This window comes from Paenibacillus sp. FSL H7-0703, assembly GCF_038003485.1.
Classification (GTDB): Bacteria; Bacillota; Bacilli; order Paenibacillales; family Paenibacillaceae; genus Paenibacillus; species Paenibacillus polymyxa_B.
Genome location: NZ_JBBOPF010000002.1, coordinates 114,506 through 134,855, shown reverse-complemented (window position 1 = coordinate 134,855; position 20,350 = coordinate 114,506). Strand labels below are relative to the sequence as shown.

Sequence of the window (20,350 nt, the reverse complement as noted above, 5' to 3'; positions counted from 1 at the left end):
ATCTTCAGGAGGAACCGAACTCCGTACTGTTAGGTTTGTCGTAGCAAACCTTAATGGCGTAGCATGGTTTAGATGAAAAAGAACCTTCAACACCACTTTATTCATGGTTTTGAAGGTTCTTTTTTTCATCTTGTTGACAACCTCTTGTGATTATGAAAAATTCATAATTAGCAATTATCCTCATTCCATTAGATTGGGTTATTCAAGCCCTGAGTGTCAGGACTTATTCTCTTATTTCCGGGTGTTATCTGCTAACAAATCGCAGAATGCTTTTCCGTAAGGTGGAAGATCAGGCGGCCGACGAGCAGATACAATATGTCCATCCGTTACAACTGCCTCATCCTTCCAAATAGCTCCTGCATTCTCCATATCATCACGAATACCTGGTGTGGAGGTTACCGTAACACCATCCAAAATTTTAGCAGAGATCAGTACCCAGCCTGCATGGCAGATTTGTCCAATTGGCTTATGAGCAGCATGAAACTCCTGTACGAGTTGAATTACTTTGGGATAGCGGCGCAGTTTATCAGGTGCCCAACCCCCAGGGACGAGAATCCCGTCATAATCGCTGCTATTCAGTTCCTCAAAGGCATATTCCGCTTCAGCAGGTACGCCATATTTTCCAATATATTTTTTACCCTTTTCCGCACCGCCTAAATGCACTTCTGCGCCTTCTTCACGAACACGGTAAATCGGATACCACAGCTCCAGATCCTCGAATTCCTCATCCACTAGGGCGATAACCTTTTTTCCGGCAAGTCTTGACATCCAACCATCCTTTCGTGCGTCACATGATGACACCTCTGTTTTGTAATCTGTACTTTTACATCTTAAGAAAAAGAACGCCCAAAGTCCATTCCTTCGCAGATTCTTATGTTAGTAGTCTGCTTTTTGACAGCAATTGTCGTCATTTTCTGACCCGCCAAAGCTTTGGTAATTTGTTCATAGCTGCAATCTGTGGAAGGATTTGAGGTCCCAAAGTCGAAATAAAACTAAGGTATGATAGATTTAATGGAGTTAACAAATATTTATTAGACTAGTAGATAGATATATTTGGATTCTGACGAGGTCCTCGTATAGTTTGATCCTACGTAATGAGGTGGTTAAATGCATAAGCAATGTCAATGTGGCAAACCGATGGGGCTGGAACTGCGAAAGGTAATCTATGCGGGCAAGGTTGAAATTTTGCACGTCCCTGTATTCTCATGCTCGTCATGTTTTTCCAGTGAGGTTTTGCATCATGTGACGAAAGACATTAAGGCACTATTACAAAGTCTAGGGAGCAAACCTACGGCACGGAGAATATCTTTTGCTCGCAACAATGAACTGGCAGAAATCATTCGCAAGCTTGTACTGGAGGAAGCGGACAATCCCAATGTGGATTGGCAATCTGCTTTGGAGGAGCGGATGGAGCTTCGAATTAATCTCTTATTGGATCTTTATCGATATGCGAGAAGTCTGGGAGACGAAGATTGGATGAATGATGTAGAGAAAAAATTGGTTCAATTATCCGGTTTTACCAGTAAATCGGTATTTACGAATACAAAAAACTAAAAAATATGAAAATTTTCATGGTCACCATTGGATTTTACATGTTCTTTTTGTTACGATGAGAATAGGCCATACGACAAGACACAGAAAGGAATGTATATCCAATGGCGACGATGACAAAAATGACTACTGTTCAACAATTAAATACGGCTCTGGAAGCGTCATCAGACAAGCCGTTGCTTCTCTTTAAACATAGCACACGTTGTCCGATAAGTGCAGGCGCATATCAGGAAGTGGAGTCCTATTTGCATGGCGCTCCCAACGAAAATATTGAATACGGTATCATTTATGTAGTAGAAGATCGGCCGGTGTCCAATGAAACCGCGGACAGGCTTCAGGTGAAGCATGAATCCCCGCAGGCCATTTTAATCAAGGACGGAGAGGCTGTTTGGCATACATCCCATTCGAATATTACAGCCCGTGCACTCCACGATCATCTCACATAGATAGAATGTGTGCTGTCGTTGCATAAAGTAGTATTTTGTCGTATCATGGTTCTAATTAGTTGATCTAGGATTCGGTTGAAAATTTATTGGCAATGGAGAGAAGGAATGTGACGGTAACGATCTATGATGTAGCTCGCGAAGCTGGCGTCTCAATGGCCACAGTGTCCCGCGTAGTTAACAATAATCCTAATGTGAAACCTCAGACCCGCAAGAAAGTGTACGAAGCGATTGAACAATTGGGATATCGTCCAAATGCGGTCGCTAGAGGTCTGGCCAGCAAGAAGACAACGACCGTCGGCGTGGTTATACCGGATATATCGAACTCAATTTTTGCAGAAATTGCGCGCGGTATTGAGGATATAGCGAATATGTATCACTATAATATTATTTTGTGTAATGCCGACAAAAGAAAAGAAAAAGAGATTCGTGTCATCAACACATTGCTTGAAAAGCAAGTGGATGGTCTTCTGTTCATGGGGGGTACAGTAACGGACGAGCATATTCAGGCGTTCCATACAGCTGCGGTCCCTATTGTTCTATGTGCAACGAGTGATGAAAAAGGAAGCTATCCTTCGGTCGATATCGACCATGAAGCCGCTGCTTATGATGCAGTAAACACGTTGATCCGCCATGGACACCGTCAAATCGCAATGATCAGTGGTACGCTTCAAGACCCTGCAAACGGCTATGCACGTTTCCAAGGTTACAAGAGAGCACTGGAAACAGCCGGAATTGATTATCAGGAGGATCTCGTGCGAATCGGGAACTACCGTTATGAATCCGGTGTCGAAGCAATGAAATATTTTCTCGGCCTAAAGAAGAAGCCAAGTGCGATTTTTGCTGCTACGGATGAAATGGCAATTGGTGCGATCCACAGTATTCAGGATGAGGGATTGAAAGTTCCTGATGATTTTTCGGTAATCAGTGTCGACAATATTCGTATGGCCTCTATGGTTCGTCCTCAGCTGACAACCGTCGCGCAACCGATGTACGATTTGGGTGCGGTAGCGATGCGTTTGCTGACCAAGCTGATGAAAAAGGAAAACGTGGAGAACCCTCGCGTTATTTTGCCGCATGAAACTATTTTGCGGTTGTCAGTTAATTATTTAGACTAGACGCAGTGCTGAATAGGATATACCTTCGATGAAAGCTCCTTTGATGGAGCTTTTTTCGCGGATATAAAGCTTCTTATGGACATCATCATCAAACCAAGAATAGAGGGATGCGTAATGAGCCGACTTTACGGATTAATGGGTGCTATGGATGAAGAAATTGAATTGCTGCTGGCAGCGATGACGGAAGCAAGCAAGACGGTCAAGGCTGGAATCACGTACACTACAGGAATCATTCACGGGCAAAGAGTCGTTGTCTGCAAATCCGGTGTAGGCAAGGTTAATGCTGCGGTAACAACACAAATCCTGATTGATCATTTTGGTGTAGAACAGATTATATTTACGGGAGTGGCAGGTGCCGTTCATCCCGATTTAAACATTGGGGATATTGTCATCTCATCAACATGTATGCAGCATGATATGGATGTAACGCCTTTAGGTTATGCCAGAGGGGTCATTCCTTATCAGGACACCTCAGAGTTTGTGGCTGATCCCGAGCTTGTAAGTCTAGCTGAGCAAGCCTGCAAATCATTTGGCGATCGTTATATTGTCGGCAAGGTACTTTCTGGCGATCAATTTGTTGCAAGTCGTGAGTTAGTGACTGCATTGCATCAGGAAATGGACGGTGCTTGTACCGAAATGGAAGGTGCAGCTGTGGCTCAGACAGCTCATATGAACGCTGTGCCTTATGTTGTCCTACGGTCTATGTCAGATAAGGCTGATGGATCGGCTCACGTTAATTATGCTGAATTTACGGTAGAAGCTTCACATCGTTCGCATCGTATTGTGGAGTTCATGCTCAAGCATTTGGGCTAATGGCATAATTTTTTAATACATGAATCTTCGGACAAACCGGATATGGTCAAACTGCTCTTGTGATGCAAGGGGCACATCCTTTCCCATTCGTACCATCAGACAGTTAGCAGGATGTGAGCATATTTCAGGATCATCCGTGGCGTACCAGACCATATCTACAGTTTTCATCAGACGTTCCATCATGCGGCGGTATTCCCATACGGAGAGACCGCTGCCTTTTAAATCCCAATGCCAATAGTATTCGGTCGTAAAAATAATATAGGATTCAAGCTGGCCGTCCTCAAAGGCAATCCGAATCATTCGGCTACCCAGGCCCAGACCACGATAGTCATCGGCTACCTCAACAGCTCCAAGTTCCAGTAAATCCTTCATGCCAGCTTCCGACCAGCGCTCCATCTCATCTGGGTAATGAAAAGTAACATATCCCAGGAGAGTTTCCCCGTTGTGGGCAATGATAATTCTGCCTTCTGGCAGTTCCGAAATATCCACTAATGCATCGAACTGTTCCTTTGGTTTGCGAAAGGCATCTAATTGCTTGTGCATTTGAAATGAACGCAGTTGATCCGCGGATACGGGGCCTTCTACATAGATTGTTTGTCCGTTATGATCCAGCGTATCCAAGTGGTACAGTTTTAAATGCTGCATGCGTACGCCCTCCTTGTTCGCCATAAGCTCGTTCCTCATATCCCCTACTTATAGCAAAAAAACAATTAAATGAAAAGGATGGTCGTCACATCCTGACCTATGATATACTGTTTTAGACATAAAATGTTCACAATTTAAATCAATCAGTAAACCAAAGGACTTCATCTGCTTTATTGATTTTGTAAGCGTTATCTTGTTCTGTGTGATTCTCATTAATCCATTGTGAGGAGGCTGAACGTATGAAGATTGAAGAACTCCAGACTGTAGTTCCCACATCCAACATGGGCCCGTATGAACAAGCTTACAACAACTTTCAGTGGGAGGATGCAGAGCGTCATTTTACGTGGTATGAAACAGGCAAGGTAAATATGGCACATGAAGCCATTGATCGACATGTACAGGAAGGACGAGGGGAGAAAGCGGCACTATTGTATTGTGACGCAAACCGTCATGAAACCTACACCTTCTCTCAGCTTCGTGCTAGCTCTAACAGGTTCGGAAATGTGCTTCGCAAATACGGTATTGGTAAAGGGGAGCGGGTGTTTATTTTCATGCCGCGTTCACCCGAGCTGGTTATTAGTTTACTTGGTGTTCTAAAGGTAGGGGCTGTTGTCGGTCCATTGTTTGAGGCGTTTATGGAAACTGCGGTTAAGGATCGATTGGAGGATAGTGGGGCAGTAGCATTAGTGACCACACCTGCGCTTCTGTCACGGGTAAAACGTGAGGAGCTTCCTGAGCTGCGACATATTTTTGTGGTTGGTGATATGGATGAACGCGAGCAGGGAATTATCGATTTTGAGACAGAAATGCTCACATCCTCAGAGGAACTTGAGCCAGAATGGTTGAATCGTGAAGATGGATTAATTATTCACTATACATCAGGCTCAACAGGCAAGCCCAAAGGCGTGTATCATGTGCAAAATGCAATGATTCAGCATTACTATACTGGGAAAATGGTGCTGGATTTGCGGGAAGATGATGTGTATTGGTGTACTGCTGATCCTGGCTGGGTCACGGGAACATCATACGGTATTTTTGCTCCATGGCTAAATGGAGCGACGAATGTCATTCGTGGGGGGCGTTTCAGCCCGGAAGACTGGTACCGCACGATTGAGCGTCACGAAGTGACCATATGGTATAGTGCTCCTACAGCGTTTCGGATGCTGATGAGCGCAGGGGAGCAGGTTGTTTCCAAATATGATCTTAGCAGTCTGCGGCATGTTTTATCCGTTGGGGAACCGCTGAATCCAGAAGTGGTGCGATGGGGATGGCAAGTGTATACACAGCGCATTCATGATACTTGGTGGATGACAGAAACAGGAGCACAGTTGATCTGTAATTACCCTGAGCTGCCGATTAAGCCGGGTTCGATGGGAAAGCCACTCCCAGGTATCCAGGCTGCTATTTTGGACGACAGAGGGCAGGTGTTGCCTCCTAACCGGATGGGCCACTTGGCGATCCGTACACCATGGCCATCCATGATGAATCGTATATGGAACAATCCGAACAAGTTTCAGGAATATTTCCGCTTTCCCGGTTGGTATGTATCGGGTGATTCAGCTTACATGGATGAGGACGGATATTTCTGGTTTCAGGGTAGGATTGATGATGTCATTAACTCCTCCGGGGAACGAATCGGCCCTTTTGAGGTGGAGAGCAAGCTTCTGGAGCATCCTGCTGTAGCGGAAGCCGGAGTTATTGGAAAACCAGATACCGTGCGGGGAGAGATTATCAAAGCTTTTGTTGCACTGCGTGAAGGCTATGCACCGTCTGAAGCTTTAAAGCAGGACATCTATCGCTTCGTTAAGGAAGGGCTGTCTGCTCATGCTGCTCCACGCGAAATTGAGTTTAAGGAAAGGTTACCCAAAACCCGTTCCGGTAAAATTATGAGACGCGTGTTGAAAGCCTGGGAGCTTAACCTTCCTGCAGGTGACTTATCCACCATAGAGGATTGAAGTGCTCTGCATATAAGAATTAAAAAAGGGAGTCTCCAAAGCCTTAATGGCTAAGGGAACTCCCTTTTTGTTAGGGCGAATCTCATCTTCACCCAACCTATGACTTTCTGCTTTTGTCTTCAGTTATGGACGGACGGCTCCGGAAGGAGCCGATTCCCCCATGGCATTCATGGAAGTGACACGAAACCAGCCTTTTGGCTTTTTCCCCGACTTATATTCAAAGCTGGTAGATGCGGTAGAGCCTATGTTTGTAAAAGGCTCCGCACCGTTTTCGCTGTAATACACGTTATAGCCTGTAATAGCGTCCGCAGACTTACCTGCGCTCCATTGGAGCGCTACGGATGAGCCAGCGGCTTTAGCTTGAGGCTGTCCAGGGGCAGTAGGAACCTCTGTAGGCTGCGCACCTGTTCCATCTCCCTCGCCCGGAACGTTTGGAGACTCAGAATCTGCAGGTGGCACCACAGGTGCTGCGCTTGCTTTCGTGCTTGGCCCTGACTCATGACCGCCCACATCAACGGCAGTCACGTAGTAGCTGGAGCTGCTGCCTCCAGGGCTGTCAGAGAACACCTTGGAGCCGTCAGCCATAACGACCCTGCCAAGCCGTTGGAAGCTACCCCCATCTGTAGAACGATACAGACGGTATCCTACGACGTCGCTGTTTCCGCTTGGGCTAAAGCTGATTATGGCTTTACCGTCACTATAGCTTACGTTGACGCTAGATGGAGCGTTAGGGGCTGCTCCATCGTCCTTGCGTGGATCAATCTGAGTAGGAGCTTCCTTATCTGCATCCTGAGGCAGATAATAGGACAACGAGTTATGTCGTCTCATCACCTTAAAGGCTTGCTGAAGCTCTTTAACCAATTCTGAGATTGACTTTTCCCGTTTTCTAACGGTCCGTTCATATAACATATCATCCGGTGTACCATCGCGTGGAATATAATTCACACCTTGGTAGGTAATATATTTCGCACGGCTCACACCATTTTCACTGTTTTTAGGTGGATACTTACTGTTATAAATGTCCGAACCATACGCGGATGCTGTACGGCTTACAATGCCGTCAGGTCTCTTGAAGCTGTCCGTTTGGAACAGCTGAGCATCTTTAGCTGTTACTTCATTCATGATCAGAGCCCATAAGCGGCGAGCCCGCTCTTTTTGGACTTTCGTTTCAAGCTTATTGACAGGTTGCTTGTAACCAACCCATACACCCAGTGTGACGTCAGGCGTAAAGCCCTCGAACCAAACATCAGTGTAGGATTGCGTAGTGCCTGTCTTGCCGGCAATCGGAATCTTACCGGATTGATCAAAGTTCCGCTTCACCAGTCTGCCTGTGCCTTCCGACACGGCTGTACGCAACATATCTGTCATCAGGTAGGCGGTTTGCGGTGAGAAGGCCTGCACAGGATTAGACTGATGCTTATATACAATATTGCCTTGCGAATCCACAATCTTTTCGATCATATAGGCATCATTAAACACACCGCCATTTGGAATGGCTCCATATGCATTCGTGAGTTCCTCGACGGTCACCCCGTGGGCTAAGCCGCCAAGTACACCCGTTTGGGCGTTGTTATCACTGGATTCCAAGGTGGTGATACCCAGTTTTTTAGCAAAAGCCCAAGCATTGCTAATCCCTACTTTTTCGTTAAACAGCTTGAGTGCTATCGTATTTAGCGATTGATTCAGTGCATAACGCGCCGTGACCAATCCTTGATAGCGGTTGTTAGAATTTTTCGGAATGTGATATCCATTACTGCCATCTTTCAAAATAATAGGGGCATCATCCACGATACTACCAGGCTGCACAAGACCGCTGTCCAATGCAGGGAGATAGGCAGCAATCGGTTTCATTGCCGAACCCGGCTGACGTACCATCTGGGTGGCATAATTCATCTGCTCCTTTTGGAAGTCCCGACCTTCCATCATTCCAAGAATGGCGCCTGTTTTATGCTGAATCAGAATAGCCGCTGCTTGTTCGTCACCCTTGGTTTTACTAGTGGCAGAGAAGTTGTCTTTATTTTCTGCAATTTGACGCATAGATTTGTATACGCTCTTATCAATGGTGGTGTACACCATATAACCGCCTGTGCGAAGCTGCTGTTCGGCTTCTTTGAGTAAATCGTTATCATCCTTGGTCTTGGTATCTGCACTGGCATTAGCTGCTTGACCCGGATTGGTGACAGACATGAGTGCCTGCGCAGCTTGTCGTTCTGTTTCCATCATAAGGTATGGATAGGTGTTATAAGCTTTAACAGTGCGTGGTGCGAGAGATTTTTTAATATCAAAAGCCATCGCTTCATCATACTGTGCTTTATTGATTTTGTTCTCCTCCAGCATTCGACTGAGTACCAGGTGCTGGCGGTTGATGGCTCTTTTAAAGCCAGCTTCATTAAACTCACCCTTACCGTTGAAAGCAGAATAAGAAGAAGGAAGCTGTGGCAAACCTGCTAGATAGGCAGCCTGGGCTATATTAAGCTCGTTCAGATCATTCTCATTAAAGATACCTTTGGCCGCTGCTTTAATGCCAAAGACGTTGTAACCGCTTGAACCATTACCAAAAGGTACTTTATTGAGATAGGCCGTAATAATTTGTTGCTTGCTTAGGAAGCGCTCAAGGCGCAGAGACAGCAAAATTTCTTTGACCTTGCGGTCATCCGTGCGATCGAGATTTAGAAAGACACGACGTGCAAGCTGCTGGGTGAGGGTACTACCCCCGGTTTGTACGGATTCATGCAGCGCCTTTTGCTTCACAGCACGCAGCGTTCCCGACAGATCGACACCTTTATGCTCGTAAAAATGATTATCTTCAATGGCAATGACTGCGTCAATGACGAGTTGTGGAATCTCCTTAAACGTGACAGGTCTTCGATCTTCTTCTGTCCGAAGTTGTCCGATGGGAGAGCCATCATTGAAATAAGCGAAGCCTGTGATTGCATTCTTATCTACTTCCTGTAGGATCATGGATCTGGAACGCACGGGTTCGCTTTTTACAATAGAAGCAACATAGCCGGCGGCGGCTCCTCCTGCAAATAGTGCCCCCATAAAACCGATGATGACGACCCACTTTATGACACGGCCGAGCCTTCGCATGGTTGTCCGCAAGCGGGAAGGCTTTGGCTCTGATACATTGTTTTTTTCTTCAACCATTAAGTCTTCCTCCTTTATAACAGCCATTATTATAGCATAAAATTACAAAATGAACCCATATGCTAAAAAGCCTGTCTTTTGGTGTCGTTGACTACATAAAAGCAGTGTGTTATAAATAGGTCAAAGTAAATATCGTGAAAAGCAGAGAAAGACTTCAGTAGAAGGCGGATTCACGTTGTACAGAGAGCCGATGGGTGGTGTGAATCGGTAGCGTCCCTCCTTTGAATTACCGTCTGGAGCTGTCTGGATGAATGGAAAGCATTTGCAGATTTGCGAAGCTGCCATAGTAATCCAGTACCGGGTGTAGGCCCGTTATAGGAATGAAGTGAAAGAAATGTCTGTCTTTGACATGCGTTTCTTTAATTAGGGTGGTAACGCGAGCAGCTCCTTCTCGTCCCTTGGGATGAAAGGGGCTTTTTGGTTTGTCTAATATGTAATATTTTGGATGAAAAATAGGAGGTATACAGCATGAAGTGGGAAGAATTGAAGCCGGAGCAACAGGTAGAGGTCGAGCGACAGTTAGAGATGATACAGCGGGGTGTGGCGGAAATTGTACCGGAGGATGAGCTGAAGCGTAAGGTTATCAAATCAGTCGTTAGCGGCGAGCCACTCAAAATTAAGCTGGGTCTTGATCCATCTGCGCCTGACATTCACATCGGACATACGGTTGTTATGCACAAACTGCGCCAGTTCCAGGAATTAGGCCATCAAGTGCAACTGATTATCGGAGATTTTACAGGCAGAATTGGTGATCCGACAGGTAAATCGGAGACTCGTAAGCAACTGACTGAGGAAGATGTACAGCGTAATGCTCAAACGTACAAGGAACAAATTTTTAAAATTCTCGATCCTGAAAAAACAAAGGTATTCTACAATTCCGAATGGTTAGGGCCAATGTCTTTTGCTGATGTAGTAACCCTGTCGGCCAAAGTAACGGTTGCCCGTATGTTGGAACGGGATGATTTTACAAAAAGGTACCAAAACGGATTGCCGATCAGCATCCATGAGTTCTTTTACCCGCTGATGCAGGGCATGGATTCCGTGGCTCTCCAAAGCGATATTGAATTGGGGGGGACGGATCAGAAGTTTAATCTGCTAATGGGCAGAACCCTGCAAAAAGAATACGGAGTTGAGCCGCAGGCTACGATTACATTACCATTGCTTGAAGGGCTGGATGGCGTCCAGAAGATGAGCAAAAGTTTGGGGAACTACATTGGTGTTGATGAGGAGCCGAACGAAATATACGGGAAGTCCATGTCCGTTCCTGACGAGCTGATGCTGAAATATTTTGAGCTTGCAACGGATATCAACAACGAGGAGCTGTCAGAGCTGGCGAAAGGTGTTAAGGACGGCTCAGTGCATCCACGTGATGCCAAAATGAAGCTGGCTGGAACGTTAGTGCGCATGTACCATGGTGAAGAAGCAGAGGAAGCAGCGAAGCAGCATTTTGTGACCGTATTCCAGCAACGTGCGCTGCCTGACGATATTGAAGAGTTCACCTTGACGGCTGATCAGTTAGAAGAAGGTGGCATTCGTGTGATCCAGTTGCTGACTCATCTGGGCTTTGCAGCATCTAACGGTGAAGCCAAGCGCAGTATTCAGCAGGGTTCGGTCAAAATTAACGAAGAGAAATGGACGGATGTGAACGAAGCATACACGCCGAAGGAAGGCGACATTGTGCAGGTAGGTAAACGGAAATTTGCTAAAATCAAGCTTGGATAATGAAAATATATTCAAAAGCAGCGCTGAGATTGTATCGATCTCAGCGCTGCTTTTTTATTTCTGCAAAGTGAAAAGTCATGGTAAACTTAGCACAAATAATCAAACATGTAGGTAAAGAGTTATACATAATGAAAACGTGGGTTGCACAATTTGGGTGTAGGATCGATAACCAAAACAATTACAAGTGCGGGGAAGGATTATATGGACTACTTTAAACGAATTCAGTGTGCGATTGAGTTTATTGAATTGAATCTCCGGGAGGATCTAAAAATTGCCGATATTGCTTCACAGGCATGCTTTTCAGCTTTTCATTTCCAGCGGGTTTTTCAGGCCATTTCGGGTTTTACGGTTCAACAATATATAAGAAGGAGAAGATTGTCCGAGGCGGCTGAACAGCTAAAACAATCCAATCAAAAAGTGTTGGACGTTGCTATTGAGTATCAGTACAACTCACAAGAGGCTTTTACCCGCGCTTTTGAAAAGAATTTTGGGATCACCCCTGGGAAGTATCGTAACGGTGATATTGAGCTTCCTTGGCAAAGTAAAATCAATTTTCTGGATTACCAAAAAAATACGATGGGGGATTTGGATGTGAATAAGCCGGTGATATTGCAGCTCGAAACGGTCAAAATTGTAGGATATGAATATAAAACAAATCTGAATAATGAGCAGCACTATAAAGAAATCCCAGGATTTTATGGACACTTTGGAGCAAATGAATATTTTATGTGTATCCCGAACAAAATTGCACCGGGAATGTCATATGGGGTTGCCTGTCAATTTGAAGACAACGGTGCATTTTCATTTGTGGTGGGCGAGGCAGTTGAAAAAGAGTCAAAAGAACTGGCAGAGGGTTTCATATATATGGAGATTCCAGCAGGGAAGTATGCTGAGTTTGACGCTTCGGGTTCAGATGGACGGGTTCAGAATATACGAGACTTTATCTATGGCACATGGCTTCCTAATTCTAATTTTGAACGGAGGGAGGGGCCTGATTTTGAAATTACGGACGTGATGAATTCCTCCTATCCAGATCATTTGAGTATGAAGGTATACATCCCCATTGAATAAAAACCCTCAGGCTCGATGCACAGAGAATATAAAAAAGCACCCGAATAAATTCGGGTGCTTTTTGGTGCTAATGCAAGGATTAGCGGTTGTAGAATTCGACGATTTGTTTTTCATCGATATCTTGGGACAATTCGCCACGCTCAGGCAAACGAATGAATTTACCTTCCAGAGCTGCGTCATTGTACTCCAGGTAAGCTGCCAAGTGGTTGCGGTTTTCCAAAGCTTCTTTGATGGAAGACAGGGAACGACTTCTTTCACGAAGACCGATCACGTCGCCAGGGCTTACTTGGTAAGAAGCGATGTCAACTTTTTTACCGTTCACAGTAACGTGACCGTGAGCTACCAATTGACGTGCGCCTGCACGGGAATTAGCAAAGCCAAGACGGAATACAAGGTTGTCCAGACGGCTTTCCAGCAAGAACATAAAGTTTTCACCAGCGATACCGTGCATGTGTTGAGCTTTGTTGAACAGGGTACGGAATTGTTTTTCACCCAAGCCGTACATGTGACGCAGCTTTTGTTTCTCTTGAAGCTGCATACCGTAGTTGCTGATTTTTCTCCGTTGGTTTGCACCATGTTGTCCCGGAGGGAAAGGGCGTTTCAATTCTTTACCTGTGCCGCTCAGGGAAATACCGAGACGACGGCTCAATTTAAATTTAGGACCAGTGTAACGTGCCATTATAGAGTTAACTCCTTCATAATTAAAATTTGAGTTGGGGCTCTCTTTGCGCTCCAATTTGTTCGGCGCTACCTATTAAGGTAAGACGCACTACTGACAGAAAAGTTCAGCCGCTGTCCTGTCAGCAACAAAAAAGATGAGGGTGACACAAACTGTTACGCCCAAAATTTAAGATCCGCACAGTAGATAGTTCTGCCGTACAGTCTTTTTCAATAATATATACTATATGTAAGAGTAGGTCAATGTCAAGAAGAGAAAAAGAATGAAAACGTCAAAATTTGTCGATAGGGCTTTAGAACTAAAAAAGTGGGACGAATTTCTGAAAAATGGATGCAAATTTCTAAAGTTGAGAGTAAAATAGATCATATTATGAGCTATAGTGGTGTATAGCCGCTGTCTTGGTACAGCTAACTTTGCTGTGAAGGAGCGCCTTAATATGTCGGAATTTTCAACAACGGATCAGCAAATGCTTGACAGTAAAACAGTCCAGGCTAGCGGTGCTCCGCTGTTTGATGATAAAGGATATACGTCTTTTGCCTGGCTCCAGAACATGGATATGACACCCTATGATTTCCCCTATATTAATCAGCTTCTTGTCCAAGGATATCGGAGTTGGTTACAGCAGAGCAATGGTATATCCTGGATTAACGAAGAGTATACTGCTGTTTTTAATTTTATAGGTGTTCGTGTTGCTGGTAGGGAAGAAGATGATGACGAGGATTTGGACTTGGTCGAACGTTGTTGCATATCTAGAGAGGTGGAAGTGAGCCAGCGCAAACTTCGTGATGGAAGCCTTGCGTTTGTGTATATGGTTCCCATACTATGCCGTAATTATAAGAGGGAGCCCTTTGCCGCTCTTCGTTTTACACGGCCTGCTCAACATTCTGTCTCAAATCAGGACACATTGTTAGTAGCTGCTTTACATTTTAAATCCTGCTTTTACTCGAAGTTTGAGTACATATTTATGGAAGATATCCTTGGGATGCAGAATCGAAGCGATCGTGAAGGTAGACGCCGTTCTATTTTATTTCAGATTGTAAAACGGATGCATGACAAAATTGACGTGGAAGGCGTGCTGGATGAGGTATTCGGGAGCATCGCCTATTTGTTTCCCCATGTAGATATCACCTTGTACATGAGTCAGGATCGACACAGTCGCAATCCGCAGGTCAAACCTTTGCTGCTGCATGAACGGGATGAAGATGTATGCGTCCGTGCATTTATGAAAGGGCAAATGGCTGTGAACGAGCCTGTCGGTACACAAGATGAAATAACTGAAATCGCCATCCCATTACGTGGCAAGCAGGGTGTATACGGTGTTTTCCATATGATTCTTCCATCGGGTGCGGACAGTATGAAAAAAGTGGATGTAGAGCTGATTGCCATGATGGCGGATACGGCTGGTACTGCATTTGAAAATGCGAAGCTGCTTGAGCAATCGAATGTACTTATCCATGAATTGCGTCTCATTAATGAACTGGTTCAGCGCTTGAATCAGAGCCTGAAGTTAAATGAAATATTTGAATTTGCTGTGCAGGAGTTATTAAAAATGTTCATGGCGGACTTTTGTTGTATTGTACAGCTTGATCAGGATGGAAACTGTTTTAAAGTCATGTCGAGTAATGTGGAAAGTTTAAGACTGGAAAGTTACCCTCTTGAAGATGGATTTGCTGGGCTGATACGCTTAACAGGAGAACCAGTGATTGTGTCGGACTATAGAAAGGATGGAAAGATATCCTCTCATTTTATGGATGCGACAGACTCCCAGTCTTTGATGGCTGTACCTATGAAGACCAGCGGTACTCCTAAAGGGGTTATACTATTGTCCAGCAAGCTTCCACACTCTTTCTCTTACGATAATTACAAAATGCTGCAAATGCTAGCCCCTCATATCGGATTGGCGGTAACCAATGCTATGCTGCACGCTGAAGTGCGGCGGTTGGCTAATATGGATATGTTAACAGGTCTGTATGTACGTCACTATGTGGACCAAATCATTCAGCAACATCAGGAAAAGGATTTCTGTGGATCTCTTATTTTGGTAGATATTGATCAATTCAAACAGGTGAATGATACGCATGGGCATCAGACGGGTGACGAAATTTTGAAAAGCGTCAGCAATATCGTTCGTTCGGCGACTCGCGATGAGGATGTATGTGCAAGATGGGGCGGCGAGGAGCTTGCCATTTATTTACCGCAGCTGGGGGTTCAGCAGGCGCTCGAATATGCAGAAAAAATACGTTACCGTGTGCAGCATGAAACCGAGCCTCAGGTGACGGTTTCTTGCGGGATTGCTGAATGGAACTGGCTGGATGAGCAGATCAGTATTGAATCTTTATTTTATAGGGCTGATATGGCCTTGTACGAAGCGAAAAATGAAGGACGCAATCGAATAGTTGTTGATCATGTAGCCAATGTGTAGAGAATATTCCATAGGGAATGTTCTCTTTTTGTCTTGCATAACCCATTGCAGACAGGTAATCCTAAACGTAGCTATATCGTGTGTATGATTGAATTATAGGGAAAACACGATAAAGTGAACCAGGTAGCATAACTACTTTGAAGCAGGCTTATTGCTCATGAGTACAGTTATGTTCAGGATAGGACGGATGATGGATGCATTGGAGAAAGCAATGGGTGATGCAGGTTTGTGTGTTCCTTGTAATAGGTGTGTTAAGTGGTTGTGCACTGGATCGACAATATACTCCTGAGCAGATTTTTAAGAGAGCTGTTGCAGGAATGGCCGGCAAAGAGATGGTAACGTTTACTGGACGGACTGCAATTAGAGCTGACAGTGGTCTGCCGACGAATAAGCAGTTTGAATATCGCGGTAGGCTAAGAAATCACGATGAATTGACCATGCACTGGGGCTCTGCAGTGGCTTTTCGTAAGCAAGGTGGCTACGCAGCTCTGCAACAAGGTAAGTCCGAGCATGATGTTACACAAGAACGTTTTCTTCGTCAGAGTGGAAAATGGGTTGCGCTGACATCCGATTATCCCCCTCTGGTTGGAAATGGTATGTTAAATCGCTTCAATCCGATTCAGGAGCTTGAGGAATTAAATACACTGAATAAGAGCATTCGTATGGAAACGGGAGCTGCCCGGGGAACTTGGGTGTTGAGGATTGAACCGGAATCTGCTTCGGCAAAGCGCTGGTTGAAAGATCGTTTAATAAAAGAAATGAATACTTTAAACCCTCAAATCGGGATATTAAAAACGCAGCATACAGGAACGAATCGAGAACTGCAAAAGAAGTTGAGCCAAATATGGGCACAAAGTTGTGAGGATATGAGCAACCAGCTGGAGCAATCCATTGTGCGTACTGTGTATCATCTGACTATAGATCGCCAAACAGGTTTACCCTTAAAGCTTTCATCGGAATGCAGGATTTCCCGACAGGGAGCGAATGAAGAACTGCATCAAGAGGCTTTGATAACCAGAGTTACTTTTAAGGACTACAAGTAACGTGGCGGGCGTGATACAATGAATTTTGAATTAACCATTGTTCAAAAAGAATGAAATAGAGAAGGAGAGACACTACATGAAAGATCCTAGAATACTTAAGCTGGCGGAAAATCTGGTCGGTTACTCTGTTGAAGTGCAGCCTGGAGAAAATGTATTGATCGAAATGATTGGTACAGAGCGCGACTTGCTTAACGCCATCATTCATGAAGTTGGTAAAAAAGGTGGAAATGTTTTTGTACAACTTACAGACCGTAAGGTACAGAGCGCTATGCTTCGTCACGCGACAAAGGAGATGCTGGAGACTTGGGCTGAGATTGACCTTAACCGGATGAAGCAAATGCACTGCTACATCGGAATTCGTGCAGGTGAAAATGTAAATGATCTGTCAGATGTGCCGGAAGATAAAATGAAAATGTATAATTCCATTTATCAGCATGCGGTACATAGCGAACAACGGGTGAAACACACTAAATGGGTAGTGCTGCGTTATCCGAATGACAGCATGGCTCAATTGGCAAATATCAGCACAGAAGCGTTCGAAGATTTTTATTTCGATGTGTGTAATCTGGATTATGCAAAAATGGACAAAGCTCAAGATGCATTGGCAGACCTGATGAATCGGACGGACAAGGTACGGATCAGCGGACCGGGTACGGATTTGAATTTCTCTATTAAGCAAATCGGAGCTATCAAGTGTTCAGGTCAATGCAATATCCCGGATGGCGAAGTATACAGCGCGCCTGTACGTGATTCCGTTAACGGAACTATCAGCTACAATGCACAAACCTTGTATAATGGTATTACTTTTGAAAATGTTAAATTCCGTTTTGAAAATGGTAAGATTGTGGAAGCGACGAGTAACGATACGAAGCGGCTGAATGATATTCTCGATTCTGACGAGGGAGCACGTTATATTGGCGAGTTTGCCATCGGGTTTAATCCGCACATTTTACATCCAATGAAGGATATTTTGTTTGACGAGAAAATCGCCGGCAGCTTGCATTTTACACCGGGTCAAGCTTATGAAACAGCGGATAACGGTAATCGTTCATCGATCCACTGGGATTTGGTGTTGATTCAGCGTCCAGAATATGGCGGTGGTGAAATTTATTTTGACGATGTTTTGATTCGTAAAGACGGCATCTTTGTACTGCCTGAGCTGGAGCCATTAAACCCTGAGAATTTAAAATAACGATATCCGTTCTTGCTGAGAAAGCGATTTCAATGTATTATTATGGGTGAGTAACGATACATGACAATTCAGTAAAGCGAGGGATCTCTATGTCCAATAATAACGCGGCGGTTGTTGAAATTGCACAGACGGCGAGCAAGTTCACCTCTTCCATCGTCCTTCATTCCGAAAATAAGTATATTGATGTGAAAAGTATACTGGGCTTGTTTACGACCCTAGTCAGCAGCCATAGCTATGAACTACACGTTCATGGACCAGATGCGGAGGAAGCTAAGAAAGCGATCATCGAGGTATTCGAGAAGCACGGACTTCATATTTCAGTAGCCAGCTAACTTTATTCTTGAAGCAAAAGCATCCCTACCTGTAACTGTAGGGATGCTTTTTTTGTCAGGTTCTTGTATTAGCCTGCAATTTGGTCTAATATTAAGGATAGGACGTCTTGTGCGACATTGAGACATAGGGGGGAAGAATCCATGACTTCATCTGATTTGCAGGAACAATTGAATATCAAGGCTATTAATCTGCTTCAGGAAGATGCAGATAAAATAAAGAAGCTTATTGAAGTACAGATGGAGAATCTGGCAACCCGTTATTGCCCTCTCTATGAGGAAGTGCTGGATACTCAGATGTACGGATTTTCCAAGGAAGTGGATTTTGCGGTTCGCGCTGGACTACTTCCGGAAATGGTAGGTAAACAGCTGGTCAGTGAGCTGGAACGCAATCTGGCTATTCTATATGAGGCCATGAATAATAAGGCCAATTAGGAAGACGGTTGAATTGATGAGAGCATGCGGAGTTTGAGAGCATGCTTTTTTTGATGCCTTTTTTTAAAAAAAGTTCCTTTAGGATGGCAAAAGCGCCTCGCCCTTCGACCATCCTAATGCACATTTTAAACCTTAAAAGCTACACAAGGAAGAAGGATACACCTAACAATACATACACTACCAGTAGCATGAGTCCCTCATACCAGTTGGTTGAGCCGTCCTGGGTGATGGATTTGGCGATAAATACAGCGACAGCAATGGCGACCAACTCAATAGTGGTGAAAACAATATTCATCGTGTTTCCCATAAAGTAACTGACAAAAATCAGCACAGGGGCAACAAATAGTGCAATTTGCAAACTGCTGCCGACAGCTATTTCGACCGATGCACCAATTTTGTTTTTCATCGCCAGTAAAATAGCAGCGCTATGTTCGGCTGCATTACCAATAATAGCGACGAGGAAGGCACCTACGAACAATTCGCTGAGCCCAAATTGGGTCGTAAACACCTCAAGTGTACCTACCAGCCATTCGCTGACAAAAGCGACCATGACGGTAGCGAGTACCAAATAGGCAATGGATTTGTTTCTGGACCACACAGGGGCATGCTCATGTGGCAATTCTTCATCTTTTTGTTCGGTCACGTCAGCTAAATAGTCCTTATGCGTAATCATAGAAAAAATAAGCCACGCAATATACGCGACAATGAGCGTGCCTGCGACAATCAGGCTGAGCGTATCTGATTCGCTATCTGTGATAACGTGTGTGTTCAGAAAGACAGCTGGAACGAACAAGGCAATAACAGCCACAATCATCAGAGAACCACTTAATCCAGCCAGCGATACATTGAAATTTTGCACTTTGTACTTCAAACCGCCAGCGAACAGACTTGCTCCGAGCACCAGCAGCAGATTACCGATGATGGAACCGGTAAGACTGGCCTTTACCATATCGTAAAGACCTTCTTTAACGAGAAAGATGGCGATGATCAGTTCGGCTGCGTTACCAAAGGTGGCATTTAAGAACCCACCTAGACGTTGGCCAGCATAATGCGCGACACTTTCGGTCGCCCTGCCGAGAAAACCGGCTACGAATACAACAGAAATTGCACAAATGACAAATTGGGCTATAGCATTCCAATGGGTGTAATGAGCGACTGCGCTAAGAGCAAATGTCGCTATGAGCAAAGCGGGAGATAACCATTTTTTCAATGAAGAGCACCTCGATATCAATAGATGTGTACAAGTTTGGCGAAAGCTGTCACTTGTATGGATTTTCTAAATTAATATACCCAAAATGATATAGGTTGTAAACGAAAGTTGTTTTTCATACGTAGGGTTTGCATTTGGAGTGGCTGAGGCTTTACAATACAAATAAAGGATGGATGAAGGGGGACATAGGTCATGGCAGAGCAAATTCAACAACTGGAAGCAGGAAACATCAAGATTTCCAACGATGTCGTAGGTAAAATTGCCGGGATGGCCGCATTAGAGACACCGGGCATTGCTGCAATGTCAGGCGGTTTATCGGAAGGCTGGGCCAAAAGGCTGAGCGGTAAAAATGTACAAAAAGGCGTATCAGTGGAGGTTGGACAGCTGGAAGCTGCCATTGATCTACGTATTATCGTGCTCTACGAAACACCTATTCATGAGGTGTCCCGAATTCTTCAGCAAAATGTGCGAGAAGCCGTCGAAAGTATGACGGGTTTGCGGGTCGTGGAAGTGAACGTAAAAGTGGAAGGTGTTGCGTTCAAGGACGACGCAGTGTAAAAGAATCAGGAACCGAC

General features: G+C 44.7%; 18 protein-coding genes and 1 other annotated feature. Of the genes, 13 read left to right on the top strand and 5 right to left on the bottom strand.

Annotation, left to right across the window (positions count from 1 at the left end):
• Positions 1-231: 231 nt before the first annotated feature.
• On the bottom strand, positions 232-768 hold the full coding sequence (locus MHB46_RS25010; protein ID WP_341163849.1) for a type 1 glutamine amidotransferase domain-containing protein: 537 nt from the start codon (positions 766-768) through the stop codon (positions 232-234).
• Between the two features lie 339 nt (positions 769-1,107).
• On the opposite strand from MHB46_RS25010, the gene MHB46_RS25005 reads away from it, so the two are divergent.
• The 4 genes from MHB46_RS25005 to MHB46_RS24990 all read left to right on the top strand — a co-directional run bounded on the left by MHB46_RS25005 (position 1,108) and on the right by MHB46_RS24990 (position 3,925).
• Positions 1,108-1,554: a hypothetical protein gene (locus tag MHB46_RS25005; RefSeq protein ID WP_341163848.1), complete on the top strand. Its 447-nt coding sequence runs from the start codon at positions 1,108-1,110 to the stop codon at positions 1,552-1,554.
• Positions 1,555-1,655: 101 nt separating this feature from the next.
• Positions 1,656-1,997, top strand: a complete 342-nt coding sequence (gene ytxJ, locus MHB46_RS25000) for a bacillithiol system redox-active protein YtxJ (protein WP_061828995.1) — start codon at positions 1,656-1,658, stop codon at positions 1,995-1,997.
• Between the two features lie 107 nt (positions 1,998-2,104).
• The gene (ccpA, locus tag MHB46_RS24995; RefSeq protein WP_061828996.1) at positions 2,105-3,112 is read left to right on the top strand and encodes a catabolite control protein A; all 1,008 of its coding nucleotides are present in this window, start codon (positions 2,105-2,107) and stop codon (positions 3,110-3,112) included.
• Positions 3,113-3,226: 114 nt separating this feature from the next.
• The gene (locus MHB46_RS24990) at positions 3,227-3,925 is read left to right on the top strand and encodes a 5'-methylthioadenosine/adenosylhomocysteine nucleosidase (RefSeq protein ID WP_061828997.1); all 699 of its coding nucleotides are present in this window, start codon (positions 3,227-3,229) and stop codon (positions 3,923-3,925) included.
• Between the two features lie 12 nt (positions 3,926-3,937).
• Here MHB46_RS24990 and MHB46_RS24985 read toward each other — a convergent pair whose 3' ends face one another.
• Positions 3,938-4,570: a GNAT family N-acetyltransferase gene (locus tag MHB46_RS24985; RefSeq protein WP_061828998.1), complete on the bottom strand. Its 633-nt coding sequence runs from the start codon at positions 4,568-4,570 to the stop codon at positions 3,938-3,940.
• Between the two features lie 239 nt (positions 4,571-4,809).
• On the opposite strand from MHB46_RS24985, the gene acsA reads away from it, so the two are divergent.
• Positions 4,810-6,525, top strand: a complete 1,716-nt coding sequence (gene acsA / locus MHB46_RS24980; protein WP_341163847.1) for an acetate--CoA ligase — start codon at positions 4,810-4,812, stop codon at positions 6,523-6,525.
• Between the two features lie 123 nt (positions 6,526-6,648).
• On the opposite strand, the gene MHB46_RS24975 is transcribed toward acsA, so the two are convergent.
• A complete protein-coding gene (locus MHB46_RS24975; RefSeq protein WP_341163846.1) occupies positions 6,649-9,672 on the bottom strand; it encodes a transglycosylase domain-containing protein in 3,024 nt (1,007 codons plus the stop codon).
• Positions 9,673-9,807: 135 nt separating this feature from the next.
• Positions 9,808-10,074 (top strand) — a binding site (T-box leader).
• A gap of 66 nt (positions 10,075-10,140) precedes the next feature.
• Here MHB46_RS24975 and tyrS point away from each other — a divergent pair.
• Together tyrS and MHB46_RS24965 are read left to right on the top strand one after the other, a co-directional pair.
• The gene (tyrS, locus tag MHB46_RS24970; protein WP_341163845.1) at positions 10,141-11,394 is read left to right on the top strand and encodes a tyrosine--tRNA ligase; all 1,254 of its coding nucleotides are present in this window, start codon (positions 10,141-10,143) and stop codon (positions 11,392-11,394) included.
• A 201-nt stretch (positions 11,395-11,595) separates the two neighbouring features.
• Positions 11,596-12,465, top strand: coding sequence for an AraC family transcriptional regulator (locus MHB46_RS24965; RefSeq protein ID WP_341163844.1), 870 nt, complete (start codon positions 11,596-11,598; stop codon positions 12,463-12,465).
• A gap of 79 nt (positions 12,466-12,544) precedes the next feature.
• Here the strand turns inward: MHB46_RS24965 and rpsD are convergent, their stop codons facing one another.
• Entirely contained in the window at positions 12,545-13,144 is a 600-nt protein-coding gene (gene rpsD / locus MHB46_RS24960; RefSeq protein ID WP_061829003.1) for a 30S ribosomal protein S4, read from the bottom strand.
• 436 nt (positions 13,145-13,580) lie between these two features.
• On the opposite strand from rpsD, the gene MHB46_RS24955 reads away from it, so the two are divergent.
• From MHB46_RS24955 to MHB46_RS24935, 5 genes are all read left to right on the top strand, one after another.
• On the top strand, positions 13,581-15,566 hold the full coding sequence (locus MHB46_RS24955) for a sensor domain-containing diguanylate cyclase (protein WP_341163843.1): 1,986 nt from the start codon (positions 13,581-13,583) through the stop codon (positions 15,564-15,566).
• Positions 15,567-15,784: 218 nt separating this feature from the next.
• Positions 15,785-16,609 carry a hypothetical protein gene (locus tag MHB46_RS24950; protein WP_341163886.1) on the top strand — a complete coding sequence of 275 codons (825 nt, stop codon included), beginning with the start codon at positions 15,785-15,787 and terminating at the stop codon, positions 16,607-16,609.
• 76 nt (positions 16,610-16,685) lie between these two features.
• On the top strand, positions 16,686-17,801 hold the full coding sequence (locus tag MHB46_RS24945; RefSeq protein WP_013310916.1) for an aminopeptidase: 1,116 nt from the start codon (positions 16,686-16,688) through the stop codon (positions 17,799-17,801).
• 89 nt (positions 17,802-17,890) lie between these two features.
• Positions 17,891-18,133 carry an HPr family phosphocarrier protein gene (locus MHB46_RS24940; RefSeq protein WP_013310915.1) on the top strand — a complete coding sequence of 81 codons (243 nt, stop codon included), beginning with the start codon at positions 17,891-17,893 and terminating at the stop codon, positions 18,131-18,133.
• 141 nt (positions 18,134-18,274) lie between these two features.
• Complete coding sequence (locus MHB46_RS24935) at positions 18,275-18,565, top strand: YlaN family protein (protein ID WP_007431028.1); 291 nt, start codon at positions 18,275-18,277, stop codon at positions 18,563-18,565.
• 139 nt (positions 18,566-18,704) lie between these two features.
• On the opposite strand, the gene cax is transcribed toward MHB46_RS24935, so the two are convergent.
• On the bottom strand, positions 18,705-19,775 hold the full coding sequence (gene cax, locus MHB46_RS24930) for a calcium/proton exchanger (protein ID WP_254325333.1): 1,071 nt from the start codon (positions 19,773-19,775) through the stop codon (positions 18,705-18,707).
• 192 nt (positions 19,776-19,967) lie between these two features.
• Between cax and MHB46_RS24925 the strand changes: the two genes are divergently transcribed.
• Positions 19,968-20,333 carry an Asp23/Gls24 family envelope stress response protein gene (locus MHB46_RS24925; protein ID WP_013310912.1) on the top strand — a complete coding sequence of 122 codons (366 nt, stop codon included), beginning with the start codon at positions 19,968-19,970 and terminating at the stop codon, positions 20,331-20,333.
• Positions 20,334-20,350: the final 17 nt, after the last annotated feature.

Excerpts from the sequence above, each read along its gene's own strand:
- MHB46_RS25010 (WP_341163849.1), bottom strand. The coding sequence starts at position 768 with ATGTCAAGACTTGCCGGAAAAAAGGTTATCGCCCTAGTGGATGAGGAA.
- MHB46_RS25005 (WP_341163848.1), top strand. The coding sequence starts at position 1,108 with ATGCATAAGCAATGTCAATGTGGCAAACCGATGGGGCTGGAACTGCGA.
- ytxJ (WP_061828995.1), top strand. The coding sequence starts at position 1,656 with ATGGCGACGATGACAAAAATGACTACTGTTCAACAATTAAATACGGCT.
- MHB46_RS24990 (WP_061828997.1), top strand. The coding sequence starts at position 3,227 with ATGAGCCGACTTTACGGATTAATGGGTGCTATGGATGAAGAAATTGAA.
- MHB46_RS24985 (WP_061828998.1), bottom strand. The coding sequence starts at position 4,570 with ATGCAGCATTTAAAACTGTACCACTTGGATACGCTGGATCATAACGGA.
- acsA (WP_341163847.1), top strand. The coding sequence starts at position 4,810 with ATGAAGATTGAAGAACTCCAGACTGTAGTTCCCACATCCAACATGGGC.
- MHB46_RS24975 (WP_341163846.1), bottom strand. The coding sequence starts at position 9,672 with ATGGTTGAAGAAAAAAACAATGTATCAGAGCCAAAGCCTTCCCGCTTG.
- tyrS (WP_341163845.1), top strand. The coding sequence starts at position 10,141 with ATGAAGTGGGAAGAATTGAAGCCGGAGCAACAGGTAGAGGTCGAGCGA.
- MHB46_RS24965 (WP_341163844.1), top strand. The coding sequence starts at position 11,596 with ATGGACTACTTTAAACGAATTCAGTGTGCGATTGAGTTTATTGAATTG.
- rpsD (WP_061829003.1), bottom strand. The coding sequence starts at position 13,144 with ATGGCACGTTACACTGGTCCTAAATTTAAATTGAGCCGTCGTCTCGGT.
- MHB46_RS24955 (WP_341163843.1), top strand. The coding sequence starts at position 13,581 with ATGTCGGAATTTTCAACAACGGATCAGCAAATGCTTGACAGTAAAACA.
- MHB46_RS24950 (WP_341163886.1), top strand. The coding sequence starts at position 15,785 with ATGCAGGTTTGTGTGTTCCTTGTAATAGGTGTGTTAAGTGGTTGTGCA.
- MHB46_RS24945 (WP_013310916.1), top strand. The coding sequence starts at position 16,686 with ATGAAAGATCCTAGAATACTTAAGCTGGCGGAAAATCTGGTCGGTTAC.
- MHB46_RS24940 (WP_013310915.1), top strand. The coding sequence starts at position 17,891 with ATGTCCAATAATAACGCGGCGGTTGTTGAAATTGCACAGACGGCGAGC.
- MHB46_RS24935 (WP_007431028.1), top strand. The coding sequence starts at position 18,275 with ATGACTTCATCTGATTTGCAGGAACAATTGAATATCAAGGCTATTAAT.
- MHB46_RS24925 (WP_013310912.1), top strand. The coding sequence starts at position 19,968 with ATGGCAGAGCAAATTCAACAACTGGAAGCAGGAAACATCAAGATTTCC.